17 protein-coding genes are annotated in these 24718 nt (G+C 63.4%); 8 read left to right on the top strand and 9 right to left on the bottom strand.

Features of this window, described 5'->3' with window-relative positions; translation table 11 throughout:
* Positions 1 to 144: 144 nt before the first annotated feature.
* The 4 genes from ACMFWR_RS13340 to ACMFWR_RS13325 form a co-directional block, all read right to left on the bottom strand.
* On the bottom strand, positions 145 to 1674 hold the full coding sequence (locus ACMFWR_RS13340; RefSeq protein ID WP_413192125.1) for a methyl-accepting chemotaxis protein: 1530 nt from the start codon (positions 1672 to 1674) through the stop codon (positions 145 to 147).
* Between the two features lie 434 nt (positions 1675 to 2108).
* A complete protein-coding gene (locus ACMFWR_RS13335; protein WP_413192124.1) occupies positions 2109 to 2528 on the bottom strand; it encodes an ExbD/TolR family protein in 420 nt (139 codons plus the stop codon).
* Between the two features lie 17 nt (positions 2529 to 2545).
* Complete coding sequence (locus ACMFWR_RS13330; RefSeq protein ID WP_413192123.1) at positions 2546 to 3331, bottom strand: MotA/TolQ/ExbB proton channel family protein; 786 nt, start codon at positions 3329 to 3331, stop codon at positions 2546 to 2548.
* A gap of 42 nt (positions 3332 to 3373) precedes the next feature.
* Positions 3374 to 4219, bottom strand: a complete 846-nt coding sequence (locus tag ACMFWR_RS13325; RefSeq protein WP_413192122.1) for an energy transducer TonB — start codon at positions 4217 to 4219, stop codon at positions 3374 to 3376.
* Between the two features lie 521 nt (positions 4220 to 4740).
* Between ACMFWR_RS13325 and ACMFWR_RS13320 the strand changes: the two genes are divergently transcribed.
* The 6 genes from ACMFWR_RS13320 (at position 4741) to ACMFWR_RS13295 (ending at position 12673) form a co-directional block, all read left to right on the top strand.
* A complete protein-coding gene (locus tag ACMFWR_RS13320; protein ID WP_413194887.1) occupies positions 4741 to 5793 on the top strand; it encodes a sugar phosphate isomerase/epimerase family protein in 1053 nt (350 codons plus the stop codon).
* A gap of 98 nt (positions 5794 to 5891) precedes the next feature.
* The gene (locus ACMFWR_RS13315; protein ID WP_413192121.1) at positions 5892 to 7100 is read left to right on the top strand and encodes a Gfo/Idh/MocA family protein; all 1209 of its coding nucleotides are present in this window, start codon (positions 5892 to 5894) and stop codon (positions 7098 to 7100) included.
* A gap of 160 nt (positions 7101 to 7260) precedes the next feature.
* Positions 7261 to 8835 (top strand): sugar ABC transporter ATP-binding protein, encoded by a 1575-nt coding sequence (locus ACMFWR_RS13310; protein ID WP_413192120.1) that lies wholly within the window; start codon positions 7261 to 7263, stop codon positions 8833 to 8835.
* A gap of 129 nt (positions 8836 to 8964) precedes the next feature.
* Positions 8965 to 9972, top strand: coding sequence for an ABC transporter permease (locus ACMFWR_RS13305; RefSeq protein ID WP_413192119.1), 1008 nt, complete (start codon positions 8965 to 8967; stop codon positions 9970 to 9972).
* A 72-nt stretch (positions 9973 to 10044) separates the two neighbouring features.
* Positions 10045 to 11010: a substrate-binding domain-containing protein gene (locus ACMFWR_RS13300; protein WP_413192118.1), complete on the top strand. Its 966-nt coding sequence runs from the start codon at positions 10045 to 10047 to the stop codon at positions 11008 to 11010.
* A 256-nt stretch (positions 11011 to 11266) separates the two neighbouring features.
* Positions 11267 to 12673 (top strand): hypothetical protein, encoded by a 1407-nt coding sequence (locus tag ACMFWR_RS13295; protein WP_413192117.1) that lies wholly within the window; start codon positions 11267 to 11269, stop codon positions 12671 to 12673.
* A gap of 101 nt (positions 12674 to 12774) precedes the next feature.
* Here the strand turns inward: ACMFWR_RS13295 and ACMFWR_RS13290 are convergent, their stop codons facing one another.
* Together ACMFWR_RS13290 and ACMFWR_RS13285 are read right to left on the bottom strand one after the other, a co-directional pair.
* Complete coding sequence (locus tag ACMFWR_RS13290; protein WP_413192116.1) at positions 12775 to 13695, bottom strand: aldo/keto reductase; 921 nt, start codon at positions 13693 to 13695, stop codon at positions 12775 to 12777.
* A 57-nt stretch (positions 13696 to 13752) separates the two neighbouring features.
* The gene (locus ACMFWR_RS13285) at positions 13753 to 13971 is read right to left on the bottom strand and encodes a hypothetical protein (protein WP_413192115.1); all 219 of its coding nucleotides are present in this window, start codon (positions 13969 to 13971) and stop codon (positions 13753 to 13755) included.
* 760 nt (positions 13972 to 14731) lie between these two features.
* Here ACMFWR_RS13285 and ACMFWR_RS13280 point away from each other — a divergent pair.
* Complete coding sequence (locus ACMFWR_RS13280) at positions 14732 to 15094, top strand: hypothetical protein (protein ID WP_413192114.1); 363 nt, start codon at positions 14732 to 14734, stop codon at positions 15092 to 15094.
* A gap of 15 nt (positions 15095 to 15109) precedes the next feature.
* Here ACMFWR_RS13280 and ACMFWR_RS13275 read toward each other — a convergent pair whose 3' ends face one another.
* Genes ACMFWR_RS13275 through ACMFWR_RS13265 form a run of 3 tightly spaced genes read right to left on the bottom strand, consistent with a single transcriptional unit; the run spans position 15110 to position 22994 of the window.
* Positions 15110 to 18475 (bottom strand): efflux RND transporter permease subunit, encoded by a 3366-nt coding sequence (locus ACMFWR_RS13275; protein WP_413192113.1) that lies wholly within the window; start codon positions 18473 to 18475, stop codon positions 15110 to 15112.
* Positions 18476 to 18484: 9 nt separating this feature from the next.
* Entirely contained in the window at positions 18485 to 21604 is a 3120-nt protein-coding gene (locus ACMFWR_RS13270; RefSeq protein WP_413192112.1) for an MdtB/MuxB family multidrug efflux RND transporter permease subunit, read from the bottom strand.
* Positions 21605 to 21614: 10 nt separating this feature from the next.
* Positions 21615 to 22994: an MdtA/MuxA family multidrug efflux RND transporter periplasmic adaptor subunit gene (locus tag ACMFWR_RS13265; RefSeq protein WP_413192111.1), complete on the bottom strand. Its 1380-nt coding sequence runs from the start codon at positions 22992 to 22994 to the stop codon at positions 21615 to 21617.
* 298 nt (positions 22995 to 23292) lie between these two features.
* Here ACMFWR_RS13265 and ACMFWR_RS13260 point away from each other — a divergent pair, with 298 nt between their 5' ends.
* Complete coding sequence (locus tag ACMFWR_RS13260) at positions 23293 to 24411, top strand: succinylglutamate desuccinylase/aspartoacylase family protein (RefSeq protein ID WP_413192110.1); 1119 nt, start codon at positions 23293 to 23295, stop codon at positions 24409 to 24411.
* Positions 24412 to 24718: the final 307 nt, after the last annotated feature.

The following is a 24718-nucleotide window of genomic DNA, read 5'->3' as shown; positions in this document are numbered from 1 at the left end:
TGCCTCGCGAGTCGAGCGAAGCAGGTCAAGCGCGGCCGCAGCGTCTTCAGGGCAGCCGCAGCGTCAACCGGCACGCACGGTGCCGGCCTTTTGGGTTGCGTCGTGCGTTTGGGTGGCCCGAGCGTACCACGCCCGCCTGGCTGCTCAGATCACGAAAGCCGCAACGGCTTTGCGCAGGTCCTGCGCCTGCTCGCTGAGCGAGTGCGCGTTGGCCGCCGCCTGCTCGACGAGCGCCGCGTTCTGCTGCGTGACTTCGTCCATCTGGTTCACGGCGCGATTGACTTGCTCGATGCCGTTCGATTGCTCCGTCGATGCCGCCGCGATCTCGGCGAGCAGGTCGTCCACGCGCTTGACCGACGCCAGCACGTCGGCCATCGTGCGGCCGGCCGACTGGGCTTGTTCGACGCCCGCGTTGACGCGGTCCACCGACCCGGTGATCAGCTCCTTGATTTCTTTGGCGGCGACCGACGAGCGTTGCGCGAGTGTGCGGACTTCGCCCGCGACGACGGCGAAACCGCGACCCTGTTCGCCGGCCCGGGCGGCTTCCACCGCGGCGTTGAGCGCGAGGATATTGGTCTGGAACGCGATGCCCTCGATGACCCCGATGATGTCGGAGATCTTGCCCGACGAACTCGCGATATCGGCCATCGTTTCGACCATCGCCTTGACCGAGTCGCTGCTCTTCTGGGCCACGTTCGACGTGCCGATGGCCAGCTGGCTGGCCTGGCGGGCGTTGTCGGCGTTCTGGCGGACCGTGCCGGCGAGTTCTTCCATGGAAGAGGCGGTCTCTTCGAGCGATGCGGCTTGTTCCTCGGTCCGCTGGGAGAGATCGGTGTTACCGGAGGCGATTTCGCCCGACGCGGTGTCGATCGTCGACGAGGCGACCTGAATGCGCGACACGAGCGACGACAGATTGCCGATGGCGACGCTCAGGCCATGAATCAGCCGACCCACTTCGTCAGTCGACCGTGCGTCGACGCGCGTCGTCAGCTCGCCGCGCGCAAGCGCCGCCACGGCCTGTTCGGCATCGCCGAGCGGCCGGGTGATCGAGCGCGAGATGCCGAACGACAGCAGCGCCCCGAGCGCGAGTGCCAGTACGGTCGCGGCCGACACGATCGTGACGCCCATCGAATACGCCGCGCGCGCGTTGGCGGTCGATTCCGCGTTGCGCTCCAGCTCAAAGCTGATCAACGCGCTGATCGCGGCGAAATACGTCTTCTGCACCGGGAGAATGTCGTCGGTCAGGGCGGGCTTGGCCTGGTAGAGACGCCCCTGATCGATCAGCGGGATCACGGCATCGAGCTTGGCGTCATAGGCTTTGCTCGCCGCATCGACCTTGTCGAACAGCTCTTTGCCCGGCGGCGATTGAATCGTCGGGCGCAGCTTGTCGAAACGATCGGCGATCTCCTTGCGATGCTTGGCGGTCGCGGTCAGATCGATATCACCGGTCACCAGTGAATTACGCAATTCGATCGCGACCGCGTTGATGCGGTCCTGAATGCCCTGGAGTTCGACGATCTTGACCACGCGGTCGTCAGTGATCTGGGAAATATCCGCGCGCAGCCGCGTCATCATCACAAACGCGGAAATCGACACGATCACCAGCAGGGCGAGGCAGGTGGCAAAGCCGGCCGACAGCCGGGTGCCCACCTTGAGGTTGCTTAAGAAATTCATAAATCGCGCTTAACCGATAAACAAATGTGAAACGGAAGAAGGACCTCGTTTCTATCGGCGCGCTTTCGGGGAAATGAAGGGAAAAAGAATCGGCGAGGGCAAAGATTCTGCATTTTTTTGTTCAATCGAATGCAGTGCCCGCAACACCGTTTTAATTTGCGCAAAAATCGGGGTGAATTTGCGCAAATGCGGCTTGAAATGGTGATCGAATCAGGGTTTGCGCGGATTGCAATAATTTATTGGGTTGATTCGATTATTTATTTGAGTATCGGAAATTATTCCCGTTATTGTTGCTGCGCTTGATGCGGTGATTTTCTAAATATCGGGATTCGAATAATTAAAATGGTATACCGAAAAAATTTACGCCTGATATGGCAGATGGACGCGTGGCGCGCCGAAGCGCGCCACGCTAGCCGTCACGCGTTCAAAACGGCTTATTGCGTCGCCGGTTGCGTGACGAAGCCGATCTTCGTCAGGCCGCTGGCCTGAACGTCGGACATCAGGTCGGCGACGGCCTCGTAGCGCACCGCGCGATCAGCGTAGAGGTGAATCTCCGGCTGCGGCGACTGCTTTGCTGCGGTAGCGATCGCGGCCTTGACCTGCTCGGCCGACATTGCCTGCTTGTTCCAGTACACCGTGCCATCAGCCTGCACGCTGACGTCGATATGGGTGGGCTGAAGGTCCTGCGGCTGACTCGTCGCCTGCGGCAGATTCACTTTCACCGCGTGGTTGAGCACCGGAATCGTGACCATAAAGACGATCAGCAGCACGAGCATGACGTCGACGAGCGGCGTCATGTTGATCTCGGTCATCAGGCCGTCGTCGTCGTCCGAAGAAAAGCTGGAAGTTGCCATGGTGAACGCCTCGTCGCTCAGTGAACCGCGGCGCGTGCGGCGCCACGCGACGTCGCTGCCGACGACGCACCTGCGCCGCGCACGGCACCCGATCCGAGACCGAGGGTCGCATTCACGCTGAAGCTTTCGCTGCTGACATGGCCACCGGTCACGAGCAGGGCATGCAGCGCATGCGCGAAGCGGTTCAGGCGAGCCACGAAGGCCTTGTTGCCGCGGCTCAGTGCGTTAAAGCCGAGCACAGCCGGAATCGCGACGAACAGACCGAACGCAGTCATGATCAGCGCTTCGCCGACCGGTCCGGCGACCTTGTCGAGCGACGCCTGGCCGCTCGCGCCGATCGACAGCAGCGCGTGATAGATGCCCCAGACCGTGCCGAACAGGCCGACAAATGGCGCGACGCTGCCGATCGAGCCCAGCACGGCGAGGCCGCCTTGCAGGCGCGTGATCGTGTCGTCGATCGAATTCTTGAGCGCGCGCGTGATCCACTCGCTGATATCGAGGCGGTCGCGCAGTTGCGGTGCGCTCGCGGCATGGTGCGCGGCGGCGTCGTGGCCGCTGGCGGCCAGCGCAGCGTACGGGTTGCGCGCCACGGCGTTGAGCGCCTTGAGGCCGCTCGTATAGTCGCTGGCGTTCCAGAACTGCGCCTCGGTGCGCACCGTCACCCGCTGCACGCGCCACAGCTGCGTGAGCTTGAGCACGATGACGGTCCACGAAATGATCGACATCGCAGCGAGCACGATTCCGATTGCGTGTGTGACAAAGTCACCCTCGGCCCACACGTGGGCGATTCCATACGATTGCATCGGTACTCCAGAGATTCAGAATGAAAGGGGTGGGTAAAAGGCCTAGCCTTGCAGCTTGAATGCGAACGGGAGCAGGGCGGTGGCCGAGACGGGCGTGCCGTTCTCGAGGTAAGGCTGGCAGCTGCGCTCCTTGGCGGCCTGCAGCGCCGCATCATCAAGACGCTGGAAACCGCTGCTTTGACGCAGCGTCGCGGTACGCACGACGCCTTGCGTGTCGACGGTAATCGCCACGACAGCCGTCCCGGCTTCGCCGCGGCGCTTGGACAGCGTCGGGTATTCGGGCGCGGCGCCGTCGCAGGTCAGGTGAGCGACATTGACCGGGGCGCCGTTCGACGCATGGCTTGGCGCGGTGCTCGGGGCGGCATCGGCGGCCTTGGTCTCGGCCGGCGCCGGGGGCGTCGGCGGCGGGGCGGGCGGTGCCGCGACGGTGGTTGCCGACGGTGCCTGCGTCGTCATGACGGGCGTGGGCGGCGTGATCGGCTGCGGACGCGGCGGCGTGTGATGCACGACGGGCTTGACCACAGGCTTCACAACGGGCTTGGGTTCGGGCGGCGCGACGGGCACGACCGCCGGTGCGGGCGGCGCGACCAGCGCAACCGTCAGCACGCGTTCAGGCACGGGCGGGGGCGGCGCACGGTCCACAAGGCGCAGTACCGCAATGCCGCCGGCGATATGCAGCACGAGGATGGCCGCGGCCGGCGCGGCCCAGCGCCGCGCAAACTCCCTGCGCGATACGCGGACCTTCGACTGCAGCGTTGCCAGAACGGTGACAGGAGACGCCGTGGCGAGCGTCGCACCGCGCGGCGCGTCGTCGGGGCGTTCGTAGTTCGGATGGTGCAGCGTCAGGTCCACGGTATTGATCCGGGCGGCGCCCCGCGCGCTCGCCATGCAACCCTTCGGGGCAGCGGCGTTCCGGCTCGGCGGGGACGATTTAAGGAATGGTTGAAAGGATGCCTTAAGTTTGGCTTAAATGCAAACCATTCTCATTTGAGAATTGGGGTTTTTCCGAGGCTTCACACGCCTGTCAAGTGAGAGTGGGGTATCGAAAAGCGCGGGCGGCGTATCGAATCGTGAGCGCCGCGATTACACTCTGGCCACGCACCGTCGCGACGTTGGCAAAGGCTTCGAGAGCGTGAAGCGGGTCACCGTCGATCTTTGGATCAAAGCCGTCGATGGCATCGACATCGCGCCCCGCAGCGTTCGTGCAGGGGTCGGGGTTGACCCTTTTGCGAAATTCACGTCCGGCTGATGCGATTTTTCGCATCAGCCGAAGGCCCGGCGAGGCGAATGTAAGATAAGCCGCAGCGCGGCGCGCGCTGGCCCGACGCCGGACTCACGCGCGTGGCGCCCCCACAAATTGACACGCATGGCGCGCATACCGCGCTGGCGTTGGAGGAGACGAAGTGGCTTTGAAAACCATCAAGGGCCCGGCAATTTTCCTGGCCCAGTTCGCAGGTGACGACACCCCGTTCAATTCGCTCGATGCCATCGGCGCATGGGCGTCGAAGCTCGGCTACAAGGGCGTGCAGATCCCGAGCTGGGACGGACGTCTGTTCGATCTGAAGAAAGCCGCCGAGAGCCAGACCTATGCCGACGAGGTCAAGGGCAAGCTCGCTGCGCACGGCCTCGAGATCACCGAGCTGTCGACTCACCTGCAGGGCCAGCTCGTGGCCGTGCATCCGGCTTACGACGAGGCCTTCGACGGGTTCGCGCCCGAAAGCGTGCGCAAGAATCCGAAAGCGCGTCAGGAATGGGCCGTCGAGCAACTCAAGTACGCCGCGCAGGCGAGCAAGCGGCTCGGGCTCAAGGCGCATGCGAGCTTCTCGGGCGCGCTCGCGTGGCCGTATCTGTATCCGTGGCCGCAACGGCCCGCCGGTCTGGTCGAGGCCGCATTCGACGAACTTGCAAAGCGCTGGACGCCGATCCTCAATGCGTTCGACGAAGCCGGTGTCGACGTCTGCTATGAAATCCATCCGGGTGAAGACCTGCATGACGGCGTGAGCTACGAGATGTTCCTCGAGCGCGTGAACAACCACCCGCGCGCGCGGCTGCTCTATGACCCGAGCCATTTCGTGCTGCAACAGCTCGATTACCTCGAATACATTGATCTGTATCACGAACGGATCGGGATCTTCCACGTGAAGGACGCCGAGTTCCGTCCGACCGGACGTCAGGGCGTGTATGGCGGCTACCAGGGCTGGGTCAACCGCGCCGGACGTTTCCGCTCGCTGGGCGACGGCCAGGTCGACTTCCGCGCGATCTTCTCCAAGTTCACGCAATACGGCTTCGACGGCTGGGCCGTGCTCGAATGGGAATGCGCACTCAAGCATCCCGAGGACGGCGCGGCCGAAGGCGCGCGCTTTATCGCCGATCACATCATTCGCGTGGCCGAACGCGCCTTCGACGACTTTGCAGCGTCGGGCGTCGACGACGCGGCCAACCGTCGCATGCTCGGCATCTGAGCGCGCCGCGATTGCGCATACGCTGCGCGCTTACCCCTATTGGCGAGTCAGCGCGCTGAAAGCTACAACAACGAAATCCCAGTGGGGAAGGAGTCAGCATGACGATTGAAGCCAGCGGCACCGCGAAGCGCCAGCGCAAGATCCGTCTCGGTATGGTCGGGGGCGGGGAAGGTGCGTTTATCGGCGCGGTTCACCGGATTGCCGCGCGCCTCGACGACGAATACGAACTGGTGGCGGGCGCGCTGTCCTCGACGCCCGAGAAGGCGAAGGCGTCGGGCATCGCACTCGGTCTCGATTCAGATCGCATTTATTCGGACTTCGAGACGATGGCGAAGGCCGAGGCCAAGCGCGACGACGGTATCGAGGCCGTGGCGATCGTGACGCCGAACCACGTGCATGCGTCGGCTGCCGCGGCGTTTCTGAAGGCGGGCATTCACGTCATCTGCGACAAGCCGTTGACGACGACGCTCGCCGATGCAAAGAAGCTCAAGCGCCTCGTTGAATCGACGGGCCTGGTGTTCGGCGTCACGCATAACTACACGGGTTATCCGATGGTCCGCCACGCGCGCGAACTCGTGCAGCGCGGCGTGCTCGGCGACATTCGTGTCGTTCAGGTGCAGTACGCGCAGGACTGGCTGACCGAGTCGCTCGAAAAGTCGGGCCAGAAGCAGGCCGCATGGCGTGTCGATCCGAAGCAATCGGGCGCGGGCGGCTGTATCGGCGATATCGGCACGCATGCGTTCAATCTCGCGGATTTCATCACCGGACTCGAAGTCGAGTCGCTGCTCGCCGATCTGCATGCGTTCGTGCCGGGCCGCAAGCTCGACGACAACACGCAGATCCTGCTGCGCTACAAGGGCGGCGCGCGCGGCATGCTGTGGGCGAGCCAGGTCGCGCCGGGCAACGAAAACAATCTCTCGATCCGCGTGTACGGCAGCAAGGGTGGTATCGAGTGGCGTCAGGAAGAGCCGAACCATTTGTTCTACACGCCGTTTGGCCAGCCGACGCAGATCATCGGTCGTGGCACGGGTGCGGCGCTCGCTTCGGCAGCGCGCGTGTCGCGGGTGCCGGCCGGACACCCGGAAGGCTATCTCGAAGGCTTTGCGAATCTCTACACGGAGATTGCACGTGCGATTCGGGCCTACCGCACCGAAGGCGCGAAGAAGGGCAAGACCGGTCGCGACAAGCCGGTGAAGCTCGACGCAGCGGTGGTGTTTCCGACGGTCGACGACGGCCTGAAGGGCGTCGCGTTTATCGAGGCCGCGGTCAAGTCGTCAGGCAAGGGCGGTACGTGGGTGAAGCTGTAAGCGCAGCAACACCGGCAGTACAAGCAGTACAAGCAGTACAAGCAGTACAAGCAGTACAAGCAGTATGAGCAGTATGAGCAGTTCAAGCAGCACCTGACCGTTAATCGATGAGCGGGGCGGCATGTATCGCCCCGCCACGGCGAGTATGGGTGGAGACACGATGGGCGACGCAGACAGCGCGACAGCGCAGATGTCCGCGCAAACGGCCTTGTTCAGGGCCGAGCGCGTAGGCAAGTCGTTTGGTCCGGTGATGGTGCTGCGCGATATCGATCTCGACGTGCGCGGCGGCGAAGTGCATGCCGTGCTCGGCGAAAACGGCGCGGGCAAGTCGACGCTCATGCGCATTCTGTCGGGGCACTACGCTCCCGACGCGGGTCAGCTCTGGCTCGACGGCAAGCCCATTGCCTTTCGGACCCCGGTCGAGGCCGAAGCGCACGGTGTGGTGCTCATCCACCAGGAAATCCTGCTCGCCGAAAGTCTGACCGTCGCGCAGAGCCTGTTTCTTGGACGCGAACTGCGGCGAGGTCCTCTTGTCGACGACCGGCGCATGCGCTCGATCGCATCGGCACGCCTTGCGGAACTCGGTTGTCACGCCTCACCCGATGCACGCGTGCGCGATCTGCCGATCGCCGATCGCGCGCTTGTGCAAATCGCGCGGGCGTTGCTCGAACCCCATCGCGTCGTCATCTTCGACGAGCCCACGGCGGTCTTCACGCCGCATGAGGCGCAGGCGCTGTTTGCGATCATCGCCCGGCTCAAGGCGGCCGGCACCGCGATTGTCTATATCTCCCATCGACTCCACGAAATCGAGCAGATCGCCGATACGGTCACTGTGTTGCGCGACGGACGTCATGTGATCACGCGGCCCGCCGCGGGCATGACGCAACTCGATATGGCGCGCTTCATGGTCGGCCGCGATATGTCGACCCTCTATCCGCCCAAGCCGCCGTTGCCCGCACCGGATGCGCCGGTCGTACTCGATGCGCGCGACGCGATCGTGCCCGGGCACGTCGAGCATGCGTCCTTTTCACTGCGTCAGGGCGAAGTGCTGGGCTTTGCGGGGCTGATCGGCGCGGGACGCACTGAACTCTTTGAAGGCCTGCTGGGCTTGCGGCCTGCGCGCATCGGTGGCCTCGAAGTCGAGGGCCGGCCTCAGCACTTCAAGGGTGCGCGCGATGCGTTCAAGGCGGGACTCGCGTATCTGACCGAAGACCGCAAGGGCAAGGGGCTGCTGTTGAATCAGCCGCTCGTGCCGAATCTCACGCTGGCCGCACTCGAGGATTTCTGCAGCGGGCCGTTGATCGATCGCGCGAAAGAACAGCAGGGCTACACGCAGGCGCAGACGCGGTTCGATATTCGCGCCGGCCGGCGCGACCTCCTTGCGCGCCAGCTTTCGGGCGGCAATCAGCAAAAGCTTCTGCTGGCCAAGATGCTGCTCGTCGATCCGTCGATCGTGGTCATCGACGAGCCGACGCGCGGCATCGATATCGGCACCAAGAGCCAGATCTATGCGTTTATCGCAGCGCTGGCGTCGAGCGGCAAGGCGTGTGTCGTGATCTCTTCGGAGATGCAGGAACTCATCGGCCTGTGTCATCGCGTGATCGTGATGCGGGCGGGCCAGATCGTGGGTGAGGTCGAGGGTGATGCACTGACCGAAGATGCGATCGTGGTGCTGGCCACGGGGGCGGAGCATGCCGAAGTCGTTGGTGAAGCGGCTCCGGAAGCTGCAGGTTGATGGGACGTGCCGGGCGCATGAGGAAGGGCGTACGACGCATGACGTACAACGCATGACGCATGGCGAATGACGCATCACGCATGACGGATGCGGCCGATACGAACCGGCTGCCGATGAAACGAGAACGACATGATGAATACCCCGACCACTGCAGCGCCTCCTGCCACGCGACGCTGGCGTCCCGATCTGGCGACGCTCGCGCCATTTATCGCCTTAGTGTTGTTGCTGATCGTCGGCACGTTCGTGAACCCGAACTTCCTGAGTGCCGACAATTTGCTCAACGTCATCACACGCTGTGTGTTTGTCGCGCTCGTGGGCATCGGAGCGACATTCGTGATCGGTGCGGGCGGGCTCGATCTGTCGGTTGGCTCGATGACCGCGTTCGTCGCGGGTGTGATGATCATGACGATCAATGCGGGTAGCGGCGAGCCGAGTGTCGGTGCGCTGGTCTTGCCCATGATCGTGGCCGTCGCGCTGGCGTCGGCATGCGGTCTTGCGAATGGGCTGATCACGACGTTCGGCCGTATCGAGCCGTTTATCGTCACGCTCGGGACCATGGGCGTGTTCCGCGCGCTGATCACGTATCTCGGCGACGGCGGCACGATCTCGATGCATTCGAGCAACCTGCGTGACTTCTATCGGCCTGTCTATTTCGGCAACGTGCTTGGCGTGCCCATTCCCGTACTCGTGTTTGTCATCGTCGCGCTGCTCGCTTCGCTGCTGATGTACCGCACGCCGTTCGGCCGTCACGTCACCGCGATCGGTTCGAACGAAGAGGTCGCGCGCTATTCGGGCGTGTCGATCTGGCGCGTGCGCACGCTGACCTATGTGATCCAGGGGCTCTGCGTCGGTATCGCAACGATCATCTATGTGCCTCGTCTTGGTTCCGCGACACCGACGACAGGCCTGCTCTGGGAGCTTCAGGCGATCACGGCGGTCGTGATCGGGGGCACAGCGCTGCGCGGCGGATCGGCGCGCATCTGGGGGACGGTGCTCGGCGCGATCATTCTTGAAGTCATCGGCAACATCATGGTGCTGTCGAACCATATCAGCGAGTACCTGATCGGCGCCGTGCAGGGGATCATCATCATCGTCGCCATGCTCGCGCAACGCGCGCTGCACCGGCGTCAGAGCTGACGGAGTTTGGCCGCCGGGGGTCCGCGGTCGCGTGACGGATGGATCCCACACACAACTCATTGCGAGGGGACTATGAAGAATCGCTTCAGCAAACTGATGGCCGGCGCCACGCTCGGTGCGGGCCTGAGCCTGGGCCTCGGCCTCGGATGCGCGACATCGGCATCCGCCCAGACGATGGCCGTGTCGATTCCCGCGGCAGACCATGGCTGGACGGGCGGCGTGGTGTACTTCACGAATCGGGAGGCCGACAGCCTGCGCAAGGCCTATCCGAATCTCAAGATCATCGTGAAGACCTCACCGTCGGGGGCGGAGCAGGCCAGCGCCATCGAAGACATGACCTCGACGCAGAAGATCGACGCGCTCGTCGTACTGCCGCAAAACTCCGATGAACTGACGTCGACGCTTGCGAACGTCAAGAAGAAGGGCGTGTTCATCACCGTCGTCGATCGTGGTCTTAAGGACGCGTCAATTCAGGATCTTTATGTCGCCGGCAACAATCCGGAACTGGGCCGCATCGCGGGTGAGTACTTCAAGAAGAACCTGCCGCAGGGCGACATCGTGATCCTGCGCGGGATTCCGACCGTCATCGACGACCAGCGGGTCAAGGCCTTCCAGGAAGCGATCAAGGGCACGAAGATCAATGTGCTCGACATGCAGTACGCGAACTGGAATCGCGACGATGGCTTCAAGGTCATGCAGGACTTCCTGTCCAAGCACAAGCACATCGACGCGGTCTGGTGTCAGGATGACGACATTGCGGTCGGCGTGCTCGAGGCCATCAAGCAGGCCAATCGCACCGACATCAAGTTCGTGGTCGGCGGCGCCGGCATGAAGGACATGATCAAGCGCGTGGCTGATGGCGACAAGATGATCCCGGTCGACGTGCTGTATCCGCCGGGCATGGTGGCTACGGCGATGAATATTACGGCTGCCAACCTGACGGGCAAGCTTCCGGTGCGCGGCACGTTCATCATCGGTGCGCCGCTCGTGACGAAGGAGAACGCGAAGGAATACTACTTCCCGGACTCCCCGTTTTGAGGCGACGTGCAACGGACGACGTGTAACGGGCGCTGAAACGAACGCCCGCTCCGTGCAAGCCATCGGAGCGGGCCGCGCGCATTCTCCTTACGTTTTCGCGATAACGAGCGCGAGCCACGGGTAACCGGGGCTTGGTGATTTCATTCCGAATCGAAAAGGAGCGCATGTCATGCCGCAGTTGTCCGGTTGTATGGGAGGATTGTTTTCCCGAACGCCCCGAATGGGCTTGTCCGCGAAAGGGAAGCTATCCAGTCCCGTGGAAGCCCACCATCCCGCCGCGTCGCTGGCTGCGATGTCTCGCGACACCATCAATCTGTTTGTCGCACTGGATGCGATTCGCTACCAGGTTGTCGCGCAGAACGCGGATCGCATCGATCAGATGCTCGAACGTTTTCAACGCACGCTCAACCGGAATGAGTCCTATCCGGACGCCGCATTTTCGGAGCGCGTCATTCGGCCGCTGATGACCTGGCTCAAAGCGCTGACTTATCTGCCTGACGAGGGAGAGTTTGCGAAAATCGCGCAATGCGCAGAAGCGATGCTCGAACATATTCCTGCGCCTGAGTCGGAGGTGCGCCGGCCGTTGCGGGAGTTGGGTTCGACCGAGCGGCTCGATGCGCGCGAAGACCCGATTGAGGTCACGCGTGGCCTTGTGAACTGGACGATTCCGCTGCTTCACCGATTCGTCGTCATGCTGAAGTGTCTGGCGACAGGTGAACGGAGTCCCGACACACCGGAAACGCTGCTCGAAGTCATTCGACGACACGAGCATCTGCCGGCCGGGTATTCGGATGGCGCTCATGGCACTCATGGCGAGCTGGAGAGCGGGGTCGAGTATCGGCACCCTTTTGAGGCAGGCGTTCGCGTGTCGGCCGACAACCCTGCCAGCAAGCGGATAAAACGGCACGGAATCATCGAAGCGGCTGCCGCAGCGGATTTCGAGCCGGCCATCGAGCCGAACGTCGGGAAGGGCATGTCGACGCGAGACGAAGCACCGTCGTTCAAAACGCCCGCGGGTCATGAGCCCTTATATGCATCGATTCAGCCCCGCGATGCGTCCGCGCGCAAGCGTCATCGATCCGAACCAGGCGAGTTGGCTCAGGGGCGCAGCAGTGTGCCGGATGCGGACCACGGTGAGCCGCTGGACCTGGTCGTGGGCCCTCGCCAGGCTCCATCCGGATGGGTTCAAAAGGGGCGGTCGATGCCGCGTTCTTCGGGTCCCGAGTGCCGTGAGGTCGGCACGCAGACCGAGGCGCCGTCATGGATCGCCGATATGAAACGGGATCCGGCGTGGCGGACGAATCCGATCTGGTGGGAATCGTTCGAGGCCCGGCATCAAACCGTTCGTATCGAGCCGGCACGCGCCGTCGAAGATCAACGCGAAGAAGCGCTTGTCGACGCGGGGCCATTGCGTCGATACGCGTCAGTCGTCGACGTGCGGGCCGCTCAAGCCGTGGTCAACCGGAATGGCAATGGCACGAGCAATGGCACGAGCGACGGCCGCGGCCGGCGCCCCCGGATCGACAAGGTACCGCCGGCCGACGAGAAGACTCGCAAGACGGTGAATCGCAACGGTCACGCCAACGGTCACATCGACGGCCGGCGAGTCCGGTTTGAAAAGACACCGCCGGCTGACGAGGGCGTTCGCGAGATGTTGATTTAACGCGTGCGGCTGTCTGACTCCGGGGCCATCCTGAGTCGGGGGCATTTCGACTCAGGAGCTTCTCGACCCAGCGGGCTTCTCAACCCAGAGGGTGCCTTGACTCAGGGGACCTCTTGACCCAGGGCTGCTTCGTAAATCGAGAACCACTGTTGAATCGACAGCGTGAGGCGTGTGGCCTCCACCGCCTCATCAAGCACGCTCATGCGCTGCGACCCCGTCAGCACGATCGGTTTGCTTGGCAGACGCAAGATCCATGCGTAGACGACGGTCGCGGGTGAGACGCCAAGCGTTTGTGCGAGGGCGTCGATCGCAGCACGAATCCGCGCGGCGCGCGTCGCATCGGGATCGCCTGCGCCTGTCGAAAACAGACGTCCGCCGCCCAGCGCCGACCAGATCATGGGTGAGACGCCGAGCGACTGGAGTTGATCGAATGTGCCGTCGGTCACCGGATCGAGACGCAGGGGTGAAAACTCCACCTGATTCGTCACAAGCCGCACCGCGCTCGACAGCGATTGATATTGCCACGGCGTGAAATTCGAGACGCCGAAGTGCAGGACCTTGCCTTCGGTATGAAGACGGTCGAAGGCTTCGGCCACTTCGTCGAGATCGAGCAAGGGATCCGGGCGATGAATCAGCAGAAGGTCGAGCCGATCGGTGCGCAGTGCGGCGAGCGACTGCTCGACCGACGCGACGATGTGCGCCGCCGTCGTGTTGTAGTGCTTGAGCGTATGCGCGGGCCTGTTTGGCGTGGTCAGCGCGATCCCGCATTTGCTCACGATTTCCATCTGTTCGCGAATCGACGGTTCGATCGCGATTGCTTCGCCGAACAGTTCTTCAACGGTGTACCCGCCGTAAATATCGGCGTGGTCGAACGTTGTGATACCGCGTTCGATCGCCTGATGTATCCAGGCGAGCCGTTGCGCGGGATCCATATTCCATTCGCCGAGGCGCCACATCCCTGCCGTGACACGCGAAAGGGTCGGGCCCTGAGGGGCGATTTCGATGCGAGGGCTCTGGGTCAACGGAAGGGCTCCGGCCACGTCGGGCGTCGGTGCGCAACATTCAATCACGTGCGCGGGTCATGGCGCATCAGCGCGAAGCCCGCATTTTACGAGATTCGTCGTTGCACGGGCCATTTTGATCGCAAATTGCAAAAGCCCCGGCGCGCATTCGCGCACTGTGCTCACCTGCGCGGTCGAGCTGGTAGCCGCGCAGTGCAGGTGGCCGATGTGTTGTGGTGTCGTGCCGCTGATCTTCATGCCGTTTTCGAGCGAAGAGACTATGAGCTTGTTCAACAACCCGAACGTCCGGATTTACGCCCCTCCCGGGCACGCGACCTCTTGTTGTCACCCAGGTGTGACCTCTACTTCGGCGTCGGTGCCCTCTGCACAATCGACACCGCCCGAGTCGTCAACGAATGCCTTTTGGGTCTGCATCGAGAAAATCAAAAATGTATTCGACGCGATCGCTGCGTGGATTCGGCCGCCTCGCCAGTGGCTTGCGAGCGACGCGTCGGGCGTCGAACTGACGAGGTGCCATTCAAACTCCGATGTCTTTGACCCGGACGACAGCGACGGCTGGTCGAGTCTCTCGGCAGCGCGCCCCATGACGCCAGACGATTCAACGGACCCCGGGCATCGGCCGCGCATGTCGACCCCGGTCGGGTCGCGTCGCTCGTTGGTCTCGAGCGTGGCATCGAACGCGAGCTACGTTTCCTTATCCGAGCGCCAGGGGCAGCGACCACCCGCTACGGATGCCGATGACTACGTCGACATGAGCGATTGGCTGCCTCCGGGATCGCCGACACCCGGGGCGTTGCCCGGCGTTGAATACGTAAACGCACAGCCCAATCATGTCACGAGGATATTTGTCCCGGGCCCCTCGTCGGACAGTCGTCCTGCAGACGCGGGCGGGTCGAACCGGCTTGATGACTTAGCGAGCGAATGCTCCACGCCAGTTCTGAGTTACGTCCCGTCGCCTCGGCATTCGCGGACGATGCGAGCGATCGCACCTTCCGATGCGAAGCCCACGCCTTTGCCGCGATGCCTGAACAAAACCGTGCCAGTTCAGGCATCCGATGCTGACGGGCCGAACCATGCCGAGATCGAGCAGGCGCGGCTTGATCTGTTTCGGAAGAACCACATCGAGTCTGCAAAGCTGGTGATGGACGTTCAAAGGCAGTTCGACGGCCGCGCCAGCGCACCTTCAGCTGACCATCACAGTGCGCGCGGCACGCCGGGCGAAATCGACGTGTGGCAGCCGGTCGACAAGGCGAAAGCGGCAAGCGAATTGATGCAAATCATGGAGCAGACGGCGAGAATCACCGTGGACGAAATCATGCGCGTGTATCGGTGGAGCGGCGCCATGGGTCCGAAGGACGCGCCGATCCCCTCGCCGCGCCTTGGAAGAAGTCCCGCGTGATGCTCAGCGTTTAACTCACGCATTGCCCATCGCACGCCGCGCGCGGCGCCGGTCCACCCGCGCGCGTATCCGATCCAGATACAGATACACGACCGGCGTCGTATAGAGCGTCAGCGCCTGACTGAAAATCAGGCCGCCGACGATCGAGATGCCGAGCGGCTCACGCAACTCGGAACCCTCGCCGTGACCGAAAGCGAGCGGCAGGGCGCCGAGCAGGGCCGCGCAGGTCGTCATCATGATCGGGCGGAAGCGCAGCATGCAGGCCTCGAAAATCGCGTCGCGCGAACTCATGCCGCGGCGCGATGCATCGATCGCAAAGTCGATCATCATGATCGCGTTCTTCTTGACGATCCCGATCAGCAGAAACACGCCGATCAACGCGATGATGCTGAACTCGACGTTGAAGACGAGCAAGGCGAGCAGCGCGCCGACGCCCGCCGACGGCAGCGTCGACAGAATCGTGATCGGATGAATATAACTTTCGTACAACATGCCGAGCACGATATAGATCGCCGCCAGGGCCGCGAGAATCAGCAACGGCTCGTCGCGCAACGATTGCTGGAATGCCTGCGCGGTACCGCTGAAACTGCCGTTGATCGTCGCGGGTACGCCAATCTCGTTCATGGTTTCTTCAATCACGCGCGTCGCATCCGATAGCGATTTGCCCGGCGGAAGATTGAACGAAATCGTCGTCGCGACAAACTGCCCCTGGTGGCTGACGGAGAGGGGCGTATTACCCGGGCCGTAGCTCGCAATTGCCGACAACGGCACCATCGTTTCCTTGGATGTACTGACCGGTGATCCGCTCGACCCGCTCGATTTGCCGCTGGTCGCAATCGCATTGATCGACGCGTTACGCGCGGAGTCCGCCGCAATCGTAGCGGCCGAGGTCGCGCCCGACGACGTGGTGGTCGAAACGCCCGCCGTCAACGCACTCGGCGTCGTCTGCGCGGACACCGTGCCCGCCGGCGCATTCGTCGTCTGGCTGCCCGTCGCGTTGCCGCCCGACGTACTGATCCAGATGTCCTTGAGCGTTTCGGGGCTTTGCCAATACTGAGGCGCGACCTCCATCACGACGTGATACTGGTTCAGCGGGTTATAGATCGTCGACACCTGACGCTGTCCGAACGCGTCATACAGCGTGTTGTCGATCTGGCTCGGCGTGATCTTGAGTCGCGAAGCAGAAGCCCGGTCGATATTGAGCTGAATATCGAGACCCTTTTGCTGCTGGTCCGAATTGACGTCGACGAGCGTCGGATTCTTCTGCAGTGCCTGAACGAGCTTGTTCGACCAGTCGTACAGCTCGGCACTCGAGTCGCCCAGCAACGTGAACTGATACTGCGCGTTGCTTTGACGGCCACCGACGCGAATATCCTGCACGGGCACAAGGAAGGTCTGGCCACCCGCGACGTGCGCCAGCTTGGGCCGCAGGCGCTGATTCACCTGGTCCGCACTGATCTTGCGTTCGCTGAGCGGCTTGAGCGTGATGAACATAAAGCCCGCATTGGTCGCACGGCCGCCCGTGAATCCGACCACGCTTTCCACCGCCGGGTCCGACTTGACGAGCTTGGTCAGTTCCGTGAACTTGACCTTCATCGCCTGGAACGACGTGGCCTGATCGGCCTGAATGCCGCCGATCATATTGCCCGTGTCCTGCTGCGGGAAAAAGCCCTTGGGCACGATGATGTAGAGGTAGACGTTCAGCGCGATCGTCGCCACAAGGATGAGCATCACGAGCAGCGGCACGCGCAACGCGAACTCGAGCGTGTGACGATAGCCGTTCTGCAGCAGATCGAACGCCGCCTCGAACGCGCGGGAAAGTCGACCTGGTGCCTTTTCGTGCTCGATCTCGTCCTGATTGCGGGCATCCGCATCGGTATCGGTCGCCACGCCTTGCTTGCGCGGTACGCGCAACAGCAACGCGCACATCATCGGCGTGGTCGTCAGCGAGACGAGCAGTGACACGCCGATGGCCAGCGACAGCGTCATCGCAAACTCGCGGAACAGCCGTCCTACGATGCCGCCCATCAGCAGGATCGGCAGAAACACGGCAACGAGCGACAGCGACATCGACACGACCGTAAAGCCGACTTCCTTGGCACCGAGCAGCGAGGCCTGCAGCCGCGACATGCCGTTTTCCATATGCCGCGAAATGTTCTCGAGCACGACGATCGCATCGTCGACGACAAATCCGGTCGCGATCGTCAGCGCCATCAGCGACAGGTTGTCGATGCTGTAGTGGAGCAGATACATCGCGCCGAACGTGCCGACGATCGAGATGGGCACCGCGACACTCGGAATCAGCGTCGCGCGCACGCTGCGCAGGAACGCGAACACGGTCAGGATCACGAGCACGATCGCGATGATCAGCGTGTAGCCCGTGTCGCGCAACGAGGCGCGAATCGTGATCGAACGGTCGGCGGTCGGCGTGATCTCCACATCGGCGGGCATCGAGCGCTGAAGCTGCGGCAGGATGGCCTTGACGCGGTCGATCGTCTCAATGATGTTGGCGCCCGGCTGACGATACAGGATCACGAGCACAGCGGGTTCGCTATTGAACAGACCCAGATTGCGAAGGTCTTCGACCGAGTCGACCACTTCGCCGACATCGGTCAGCTTGACCGGCGCATTATTGCGATAGCCGACGATCAGTTCGCGGTACTGGCTCGCCTGCCGCGCCTGGTCATTCGTATAGATCTGGAAGTGCCGGTTGTCCTGGTCGTACGAGCCTTTCGGTGCATTCGCATTGGCCGAGGCCAATGCGGCGCGCACATCTTCGAGGCCCACGCCGTAGTGAAAGAGGGCATAGGGCTGAAGCTCGACGCGCACGGCGGGGTTTGCCGAGCCGCTGACATCGACTTCGCCGACGCCGTCGACCTGCGACAACGCCTGCTGAAGCACGGTCGCGGCCGAATCGTAGAGTTGCCCGCGCGTGAGCGTGCGCGACGTCATCGCCAGCACCATGATCGGTGCGTCGGCCGGATTGACCTTGTGATACGACGGGTTTTGCCGCAACGCGGTCGGCAGGTCCGCGCGCGCGGCGTTGATGGCCGCCTGCACGTCGCGCGCCGCACCGTCGATATCGCGGTCGAGACCGAATTGCATCGTGATCCGCGTCGAACCGAGCGAGCTCATCGAGGTCATCTCGGTCACATCGGCGATCTGTCCAAGATGCCGCTCGAGCGGACTGGCGACGCTTGTCGCGACCGTGTCCGGGCTCGCGCCCGGCAGATTCGCCTGCACCGAAATCGTCGGAAAGTCGACCTGCGGCAGCGGCGAGACGGGCAGCTTGACGAAGGCGAACGCACCGGCAAGCGCGATCCCGATCGACAACAGGGTCGTCGCGACAGGCCGGCTGATAAAGAGCTTCGAGATATTCATCGAAACGCCTCAGACATCCGCGCCGGCGCGACCCGCGTCGCGACCGCGGCCGAAGCGTTCACGCATGCGGCGGCCAAGGTGATCGAAGCCCAGGTAGATGACAGGGGTCGTGAACAGCGTCAGGAGCTGACTCACCACCAGGCCGCCCGCGATCGCGATACCGAGCGGATGGCGCAATTCCGAACCCGCGCCCCAGCCGAGCATCAGCGGCAGCGCGCCGAGCAGGGCCGCCATGGTCGTCATCAGAATCGGACGGAAACGCAGCAGGCACGCCTGATAGATCGCTTCGCGCGGCGACTTGCCTTCATCGCGCTCCGCTTCGAGTGCGAAGTCGATCATCATGATCGCGTTCTTCTTGACGATGCCGATCAGCAGCACGATCCCGATGATGGCGATCACATCGAGATCCTTACCCGCGATCATCAGCGCAAGCAGTGCGCCGACACCCGCGGACGGCAGCGTCGAGAGAATCGTGATCGGGTGAATGAAGCTCTCGTACAGCACGCCAAGCACGATATACATCGTGACGATCGCGGCCAGGATCAGGAACAGTTCGTTGGACAACGACGATTGGAACGCCAGCGCCGCGCCCTGGAACCGTGTCGTGAACGAGCCGGGCAGTCCGATGTCCTTCTCGGCCTGCTCGATGGCCTTGACCGCTGCGCCGAGCGACGCGCCCGGCGCGAGGTTGAACGAGATCGTGGTCGACGGGAACTGGCCGAGATGGCTGACGACGAGTGGCGAGGTCTGTTCCGTGAAGGTCGCGATGGCCGACAGCGGCACCTGGCCTGTGGTCGACGTCGACGACGGCAGATACAGATCGCCGAGCGACTTCGTGGTGTGCTGAAGCGTCGGATCGGCCTCCATGATCACGCGGTACTGATTCGTCTGCGTGAAGATCGTCGAGATGATCCGCTGGCCGAACGCATCGTACAGCGCGCTGTCGACGGTCGCGGGCGTAATGCCGAAGCGGGCCGCGGTGCCGCGGTCGATATTGATAAAGACCGAAGCGCCGCTTTGCTGGAGATCGCTCGCGACATCGGCGAGCGCACCCGCCTGCTTGAGCTTGTCGACGAGCTTGGGCACCCACGTATTGAACTCGGTCGAGTTCGCGTCTTCGAGGATGAACTGGTACTGCGTCGCGCTGACCGTCGAGTCGATCGTCAGATCCTGCACCGGCTGCATGAACAGCTGGACGCCCGGCACCTGGTCCGTGCGTTGCTGGATGCGCCGGATGATCTCGCTGGCGTTCGCGCTGCGGTCATCGAACGGCTTGAGGTTGATCAGGAAGCGACCGGTGTTCAAGGTCACGTTCGTTCCGTCGACACCGATAAACGACGACAGACTTTCGACGTCAGGGTCCTTGAGAATCTCTTCGGCGAGCGCTTGCTGGCGCTCGGCCATCGCCTTGTACGACGTCGATTGCGTCGCCTGCGAGATACCCTGAATCACGCCCGTGTCCTGAACCGGGAAGAACCCCTTCGGGATCACGATATAGAGCAGGGCGGTGACGACAACCGTGAGCAATGCAACCAGCAGCGTGAGCCGTTGATGATCGAGCACGACAGTCAGGCCGCGGCCGTACTGGGCGATGACCCAGTCGAAGAACGCGCGTGAACGCGCTTCGAAACTGCGGCTGCCCTTGGGCGGGCTATGGTGCAGCAGCCTGCCGCACATCATCGGCACGAGTGTCAGTGACACGATGGCCGAAATCACGATCGTCACGGCGAGCGTGATCGCGAACTCGTGGAATAGCCGTCCGACGACGTCACCCATGAACAGCAGCGGAATCAGCACGGCGATCAGCGACACAGTCAGCGAAATGATCGTGAAGCCGATCTGCTTCGATCCCTTGAGTGCGGCATCCAGCGCCGACTCGCCGGCTTCGACATAGCGTTCGATGTTCTCGATCATCACGATCGCGTCATCGACGACGAAGCCGGTCGCGATGGTCAGCGCCATCAGCGACAGATTGTCGAGCGAAAACCCGCAGAGATACATGACGCCAAGCGTGCCGACCAGCGAGAGCGGCACCGACAGGCTCGGGATGATCGTTGCGTACGCGTTCGACAGGAACACGAAGATCACGATCACGACGAGCAGGATCGACATGCAGAGCTCGAACGCGACGTCGCGCACCGAGGCACGGATCGTCGTCGTCCGGTCCGTCAGCACCTGCACTTCGACGGCGGAGGGCAGCGTCTGACGCAATTGCGGCAGCAGCTTCTGGATCGCGTCGACGGTCGCGATCACATTGGCGCCGGGCTGGCGCTGGACGTTCAGAATCACCGCGGGCGTGCCGTTCATCCATGCGCCGAGCTGCGCGTTTTCGGCGCCGTCGACGATCTTCGCCACATCGGTCAGCATGACCGGCCGGCCGTTCTTGTAGGCGATGACGGCGGTCTGATATTCCTTCGCGCTCTGAAGCTGGTCGTTCGCGTTGATCGCGTAGGCGCGTGAGGGGCCGTCGAAGTTGCCCTTCGGCGTATTGACGTTGAGGTTCGAGATCGAGGTGCGCAGATCGTCGAGATTCAGGCCATACGCCGCGAGTGCGCGCGGGTTGGCCTGGATGCGCACGGCCGGCCGCTGGCCGCCGCTGATACTGACCAGGCCGACGCCGGGCACCTGCGAGATCTTTTGCGCCAGCCGCGTGTCGGCGAAGTCTTCGACCTGCGTCAGCGGCATCGTCTTCGACGTCAGCGCGAGCGTGATGACCGGCGCGTCGGCCGGATTGACCTTGGCGTAGATCGGCGGGGCAGGGAGGTCGGCGGGCAGCAGGTTGCCGGCCGCGTTAATGGCGGCCTGGACTTCCTGTTCGGCGATATCGAGCGGCAAGTCGAGGTTGAACTGCAGCGTGATGACCGAAGCACCCGCCGAACTCGTCGACGACATCTGGTTCAGGCTCGGCATCTGGCCGAACTGGCGCTCGAGCGGCGCGGTGACCGATGAAGTCATGACGTCCGGGCTCGCGCCCGGATAGAACGTCTGGACCTGGATGGTCGGGTAGTCGACCTCGGGCAGCGCGGACAACGGCAGAAAGCGCAGCGCGACAAGGCCCACCAGCATGATCGCGGCCATCAGCAGCGCGGTGCCGACCGGGCGCAGGATAAAAAGGCGTGAAGGGTTCATGCTTTACCCGTCACTCGCTGTCGCTCGCGTGGTGGTGCCGGTGCGCATGCGCACCGGAGGCGCCGGACGCGCCCGATGCCCAGCCGCCGGCGGCGCTAGCACCACTCGCACCACTTGCGCCGTTAGCGCCACGGGCCGGGATCACGACCTTCGCGCCTTCCTTCAGACGATCGGCGCCGTCAGTCACCACCGTTTCGCCGACCTGGAGACCCGACACGATGCTCGTGCGTTCCTTGTCGATCGGCCCGACCTTCACGACACGCACCGTCACCGTGTTATCGGGCTTGACCACGTAGACGAACTGACCGATCGACCCTGTCTGCACCGACGAACTCGGGACGATGACGGCGTTGTGAATCGTGTCGACGAGCAGCTTGGTATTCACGAACTGGTTCGGGAACAGCAGGCTGTCCTTGTTTTCGAACAGCGCGCGCAGCTTGACCGTGCCCGTGGTCGTGTCGATCTGGTTGTCGAGCGTATCGAGATGGCCGCCTTCGAGCGAGGTCGTGCCGCTACGGTCGTAGGCGGTCACCGACAGCTGCGCGCCCGTCGACACGCGCTTGAGCACGGCCGGCAGGTTGTCTTCCGCGAGCGTGAAGATCACGCTCATCGGCTGCATCTGCGTGATGATGACCACGCCGTTCGTGTCGCCCGTCTGCACATAGTTGCCGGGGTCGACCTGACGCAGACCGATGCGGCCCGACACGGGCGCGGTGATATGCGCATAGACGAGGTCGAGCTTCGCCGTATCGATCGCGGCCTGATCGGTCTTGACCTGACCTTCGTATTGCTTGACGAGATAGACCTGGTCGTCGGCCTGTTGCTGCGAGATCGAGTCCTGCTTGATCAGCACCTGATAGCGGGCGAGGTCGGTGCGCGCCTGCGCGAGCAGGGCTTCGTCCTTGGCCTTCGTACCTTCGGCGTTCTGCAACTGGATCTGGTACGGACGCGGGTCGACTTGCGCGAGGAAGTCGCCCTTCCTGACCATCTGGCCTTCGCGGAACGCGACTTCGGTCAGCGTGCCTGCGATCTGCGTGCGGACCGTGACGGTCGCCAGCGGCGTGACGGTGCCCAGCGCATTGATCGTGACCGGCATCTCGCCGTTCACGACCTTGGCGACGGTGACGGCCTGCGCCTGGTTCATCGCGTACCGGCCGCCGCGACCTCCGCCTGCGCCTGATGCGCCACCCGCACCGCTTGCGCCGCTCGCGCCACTTGCCGCACCCGCGCCACCGGCCTGCGAGGCCTGATGACGGTGATGCAGCCATGCGGCGACGACAACGACGACCACGATGATCAGGACGATCCACAACCAGCGGCGTCTTCCCCGCTCAGGCACGGCGGCGGGCGATTGCGAGGGCGGGGCGGGCTTGCGGTCTTTGTCGTCCATCAGGGAAAGGCGTCGAAAGGGGCGTTGAAAAGGCGTCTTTACAGTCGTGCGACGGGCGTCATGCAGCGTCGGAGAGACCCTGCGGGCCCCGGCGCGATGTTCGTGTGACGGCGCAGACTTGCGCCACGGCGTGAGTGCCACGCAGAACCACGAGATGCTACGTCCCTCCGATGACACAGTCTAGCGGTCATTCTTTCTACCAGTTACGATCGATTCAACCATGTGGGCTAAAGGGAATCGCGTGCCGGACCCACGCTACAATCGCACGATCGCTGTTTAGCCAGGTTGTTGAATCTGCATGGAAGTCCAACGCACGCCGCTCGTTTCGCCTTCGCTCGGTACGACGCGCGAACTCGTGTCCTATCACTACGGACCGGCGCATGCCGCGCGCCGTATCGTGATCCAGTCTTCGGTGCATGCCGACGAGACCCCGGGCATGCTCGTGTCCTGGGTGCTCAAGCGGCGCCTGGCCGAGCTCGAGCGCGAAGGTCTGCTGCGCGCCCATATCGTGCTGGTGCCGGTGGCCAACCCGGTCGGCCTCAACCAGCGCGTGTCGGGCAGCCTGATTGGCCGGTTCGACACGGATAGCGGTCAAAATTTCAACCGGCGTTTTCTCGATATCGCGGCCCTGGTCGGCGATGCGCTTGAAGACCAGCTCAGCGGTGACGAGGCGCGCAATGGCCTGCTCGTGCGCAAGGCGGTCCGCGAGGCGCTCGAGGCGCGCACGCCGCGCACCGAGATCGAGTCGCTGCAGCTCGCGCTGCATCGGCTGGTCGTCGACGCCGACCTCGTGCTCGACCTGCATTGTTCGCTCGAGGGCGTGCTGCACTTGTATACCCACGAAGCCGCATGGCCGACGTTCGAGCCGCTCGCGCGGTACCTCGGTGTCGGCACGTCCTTGCTATGCGGGGACTCGGGTGGGCATTCGTTCGACGAAGCGATCAACCTGGGCTGGAGCCGCCTCGCGGAGCGCTTTGGCCGGGTGCGACCGGTGCCGGCCGCGCCGATGGTCGTCTGTGTCGAGCTGCGCGGGCTCTACGACGTCACGCATGAACTGGCGGAACACGATGCGGATGCCATCCTGCAATTTATCGGTCTGCGCGGTGGCATCGCCGGCGGCGTGGCGCCACCGCCCGAGCTGATCCGTGGCCCGATGCCCCTGTCAGGGTCCGAGCAGATCGACGCGCCGAGCGCCGGCGTACTGGTCTACCGGGCGCCGCTCGGCGCGTGGCTCAAGCCGGGCGATGCGGTCGCCGATATTGTCGACCCGTTGTCGGATCGGGTGACGACGCTCGTCTCGGCAATCGAAGGCGTGCTGTTCACGCGGCGCGTGGTGCGCTACGTCCACGCAGGCGCGATGGTCGCGCAGATCGCCGGTCCCAAGCCGTTCCGGACGGGGAACCTCCTGACGGCTTAATCGTGTTCCCTGGTCGTGCCGGAGCGCAGCTCGCAGCGGAGGGCGGATCTTTTCAAGGAAGCCCGCCTGCGATCCGGCACCGCTTGTGCGCCGGACGCGATGCGCAGTCGCTTTTATCCGCCGCCACCTAGCTTTCCGCCGCCACGCGCCAGACCCGAACCGGTCATTTTTGGCTTTTCTCGAAAAGCACGGGATAATGTGCGCGACCGCACCCTGGAGCGGTGTCTTGCCTCAAATCCGGCGGCGTGCCGCGGATTTGCTGCCTGGTTGGTACTGTCTTGCCGGTCGGTGTGCCGGTAGCCCGCGA

The organism is Pararobbsia alpina (assembly GCF_965118125.1).
Taxonomy (GTDB): domain Bacteria; phylum Pseudomonadota; class Gammaproteobacteria; order Burkholderiales; family Burkholderiaceae; genus Pararobbsia; species Pararobbsia alpina_A.
Note: the sequence above shows the minus strand (reverse complement) of the source record. Positions and strands in the feature narration are given on the sequence as shown.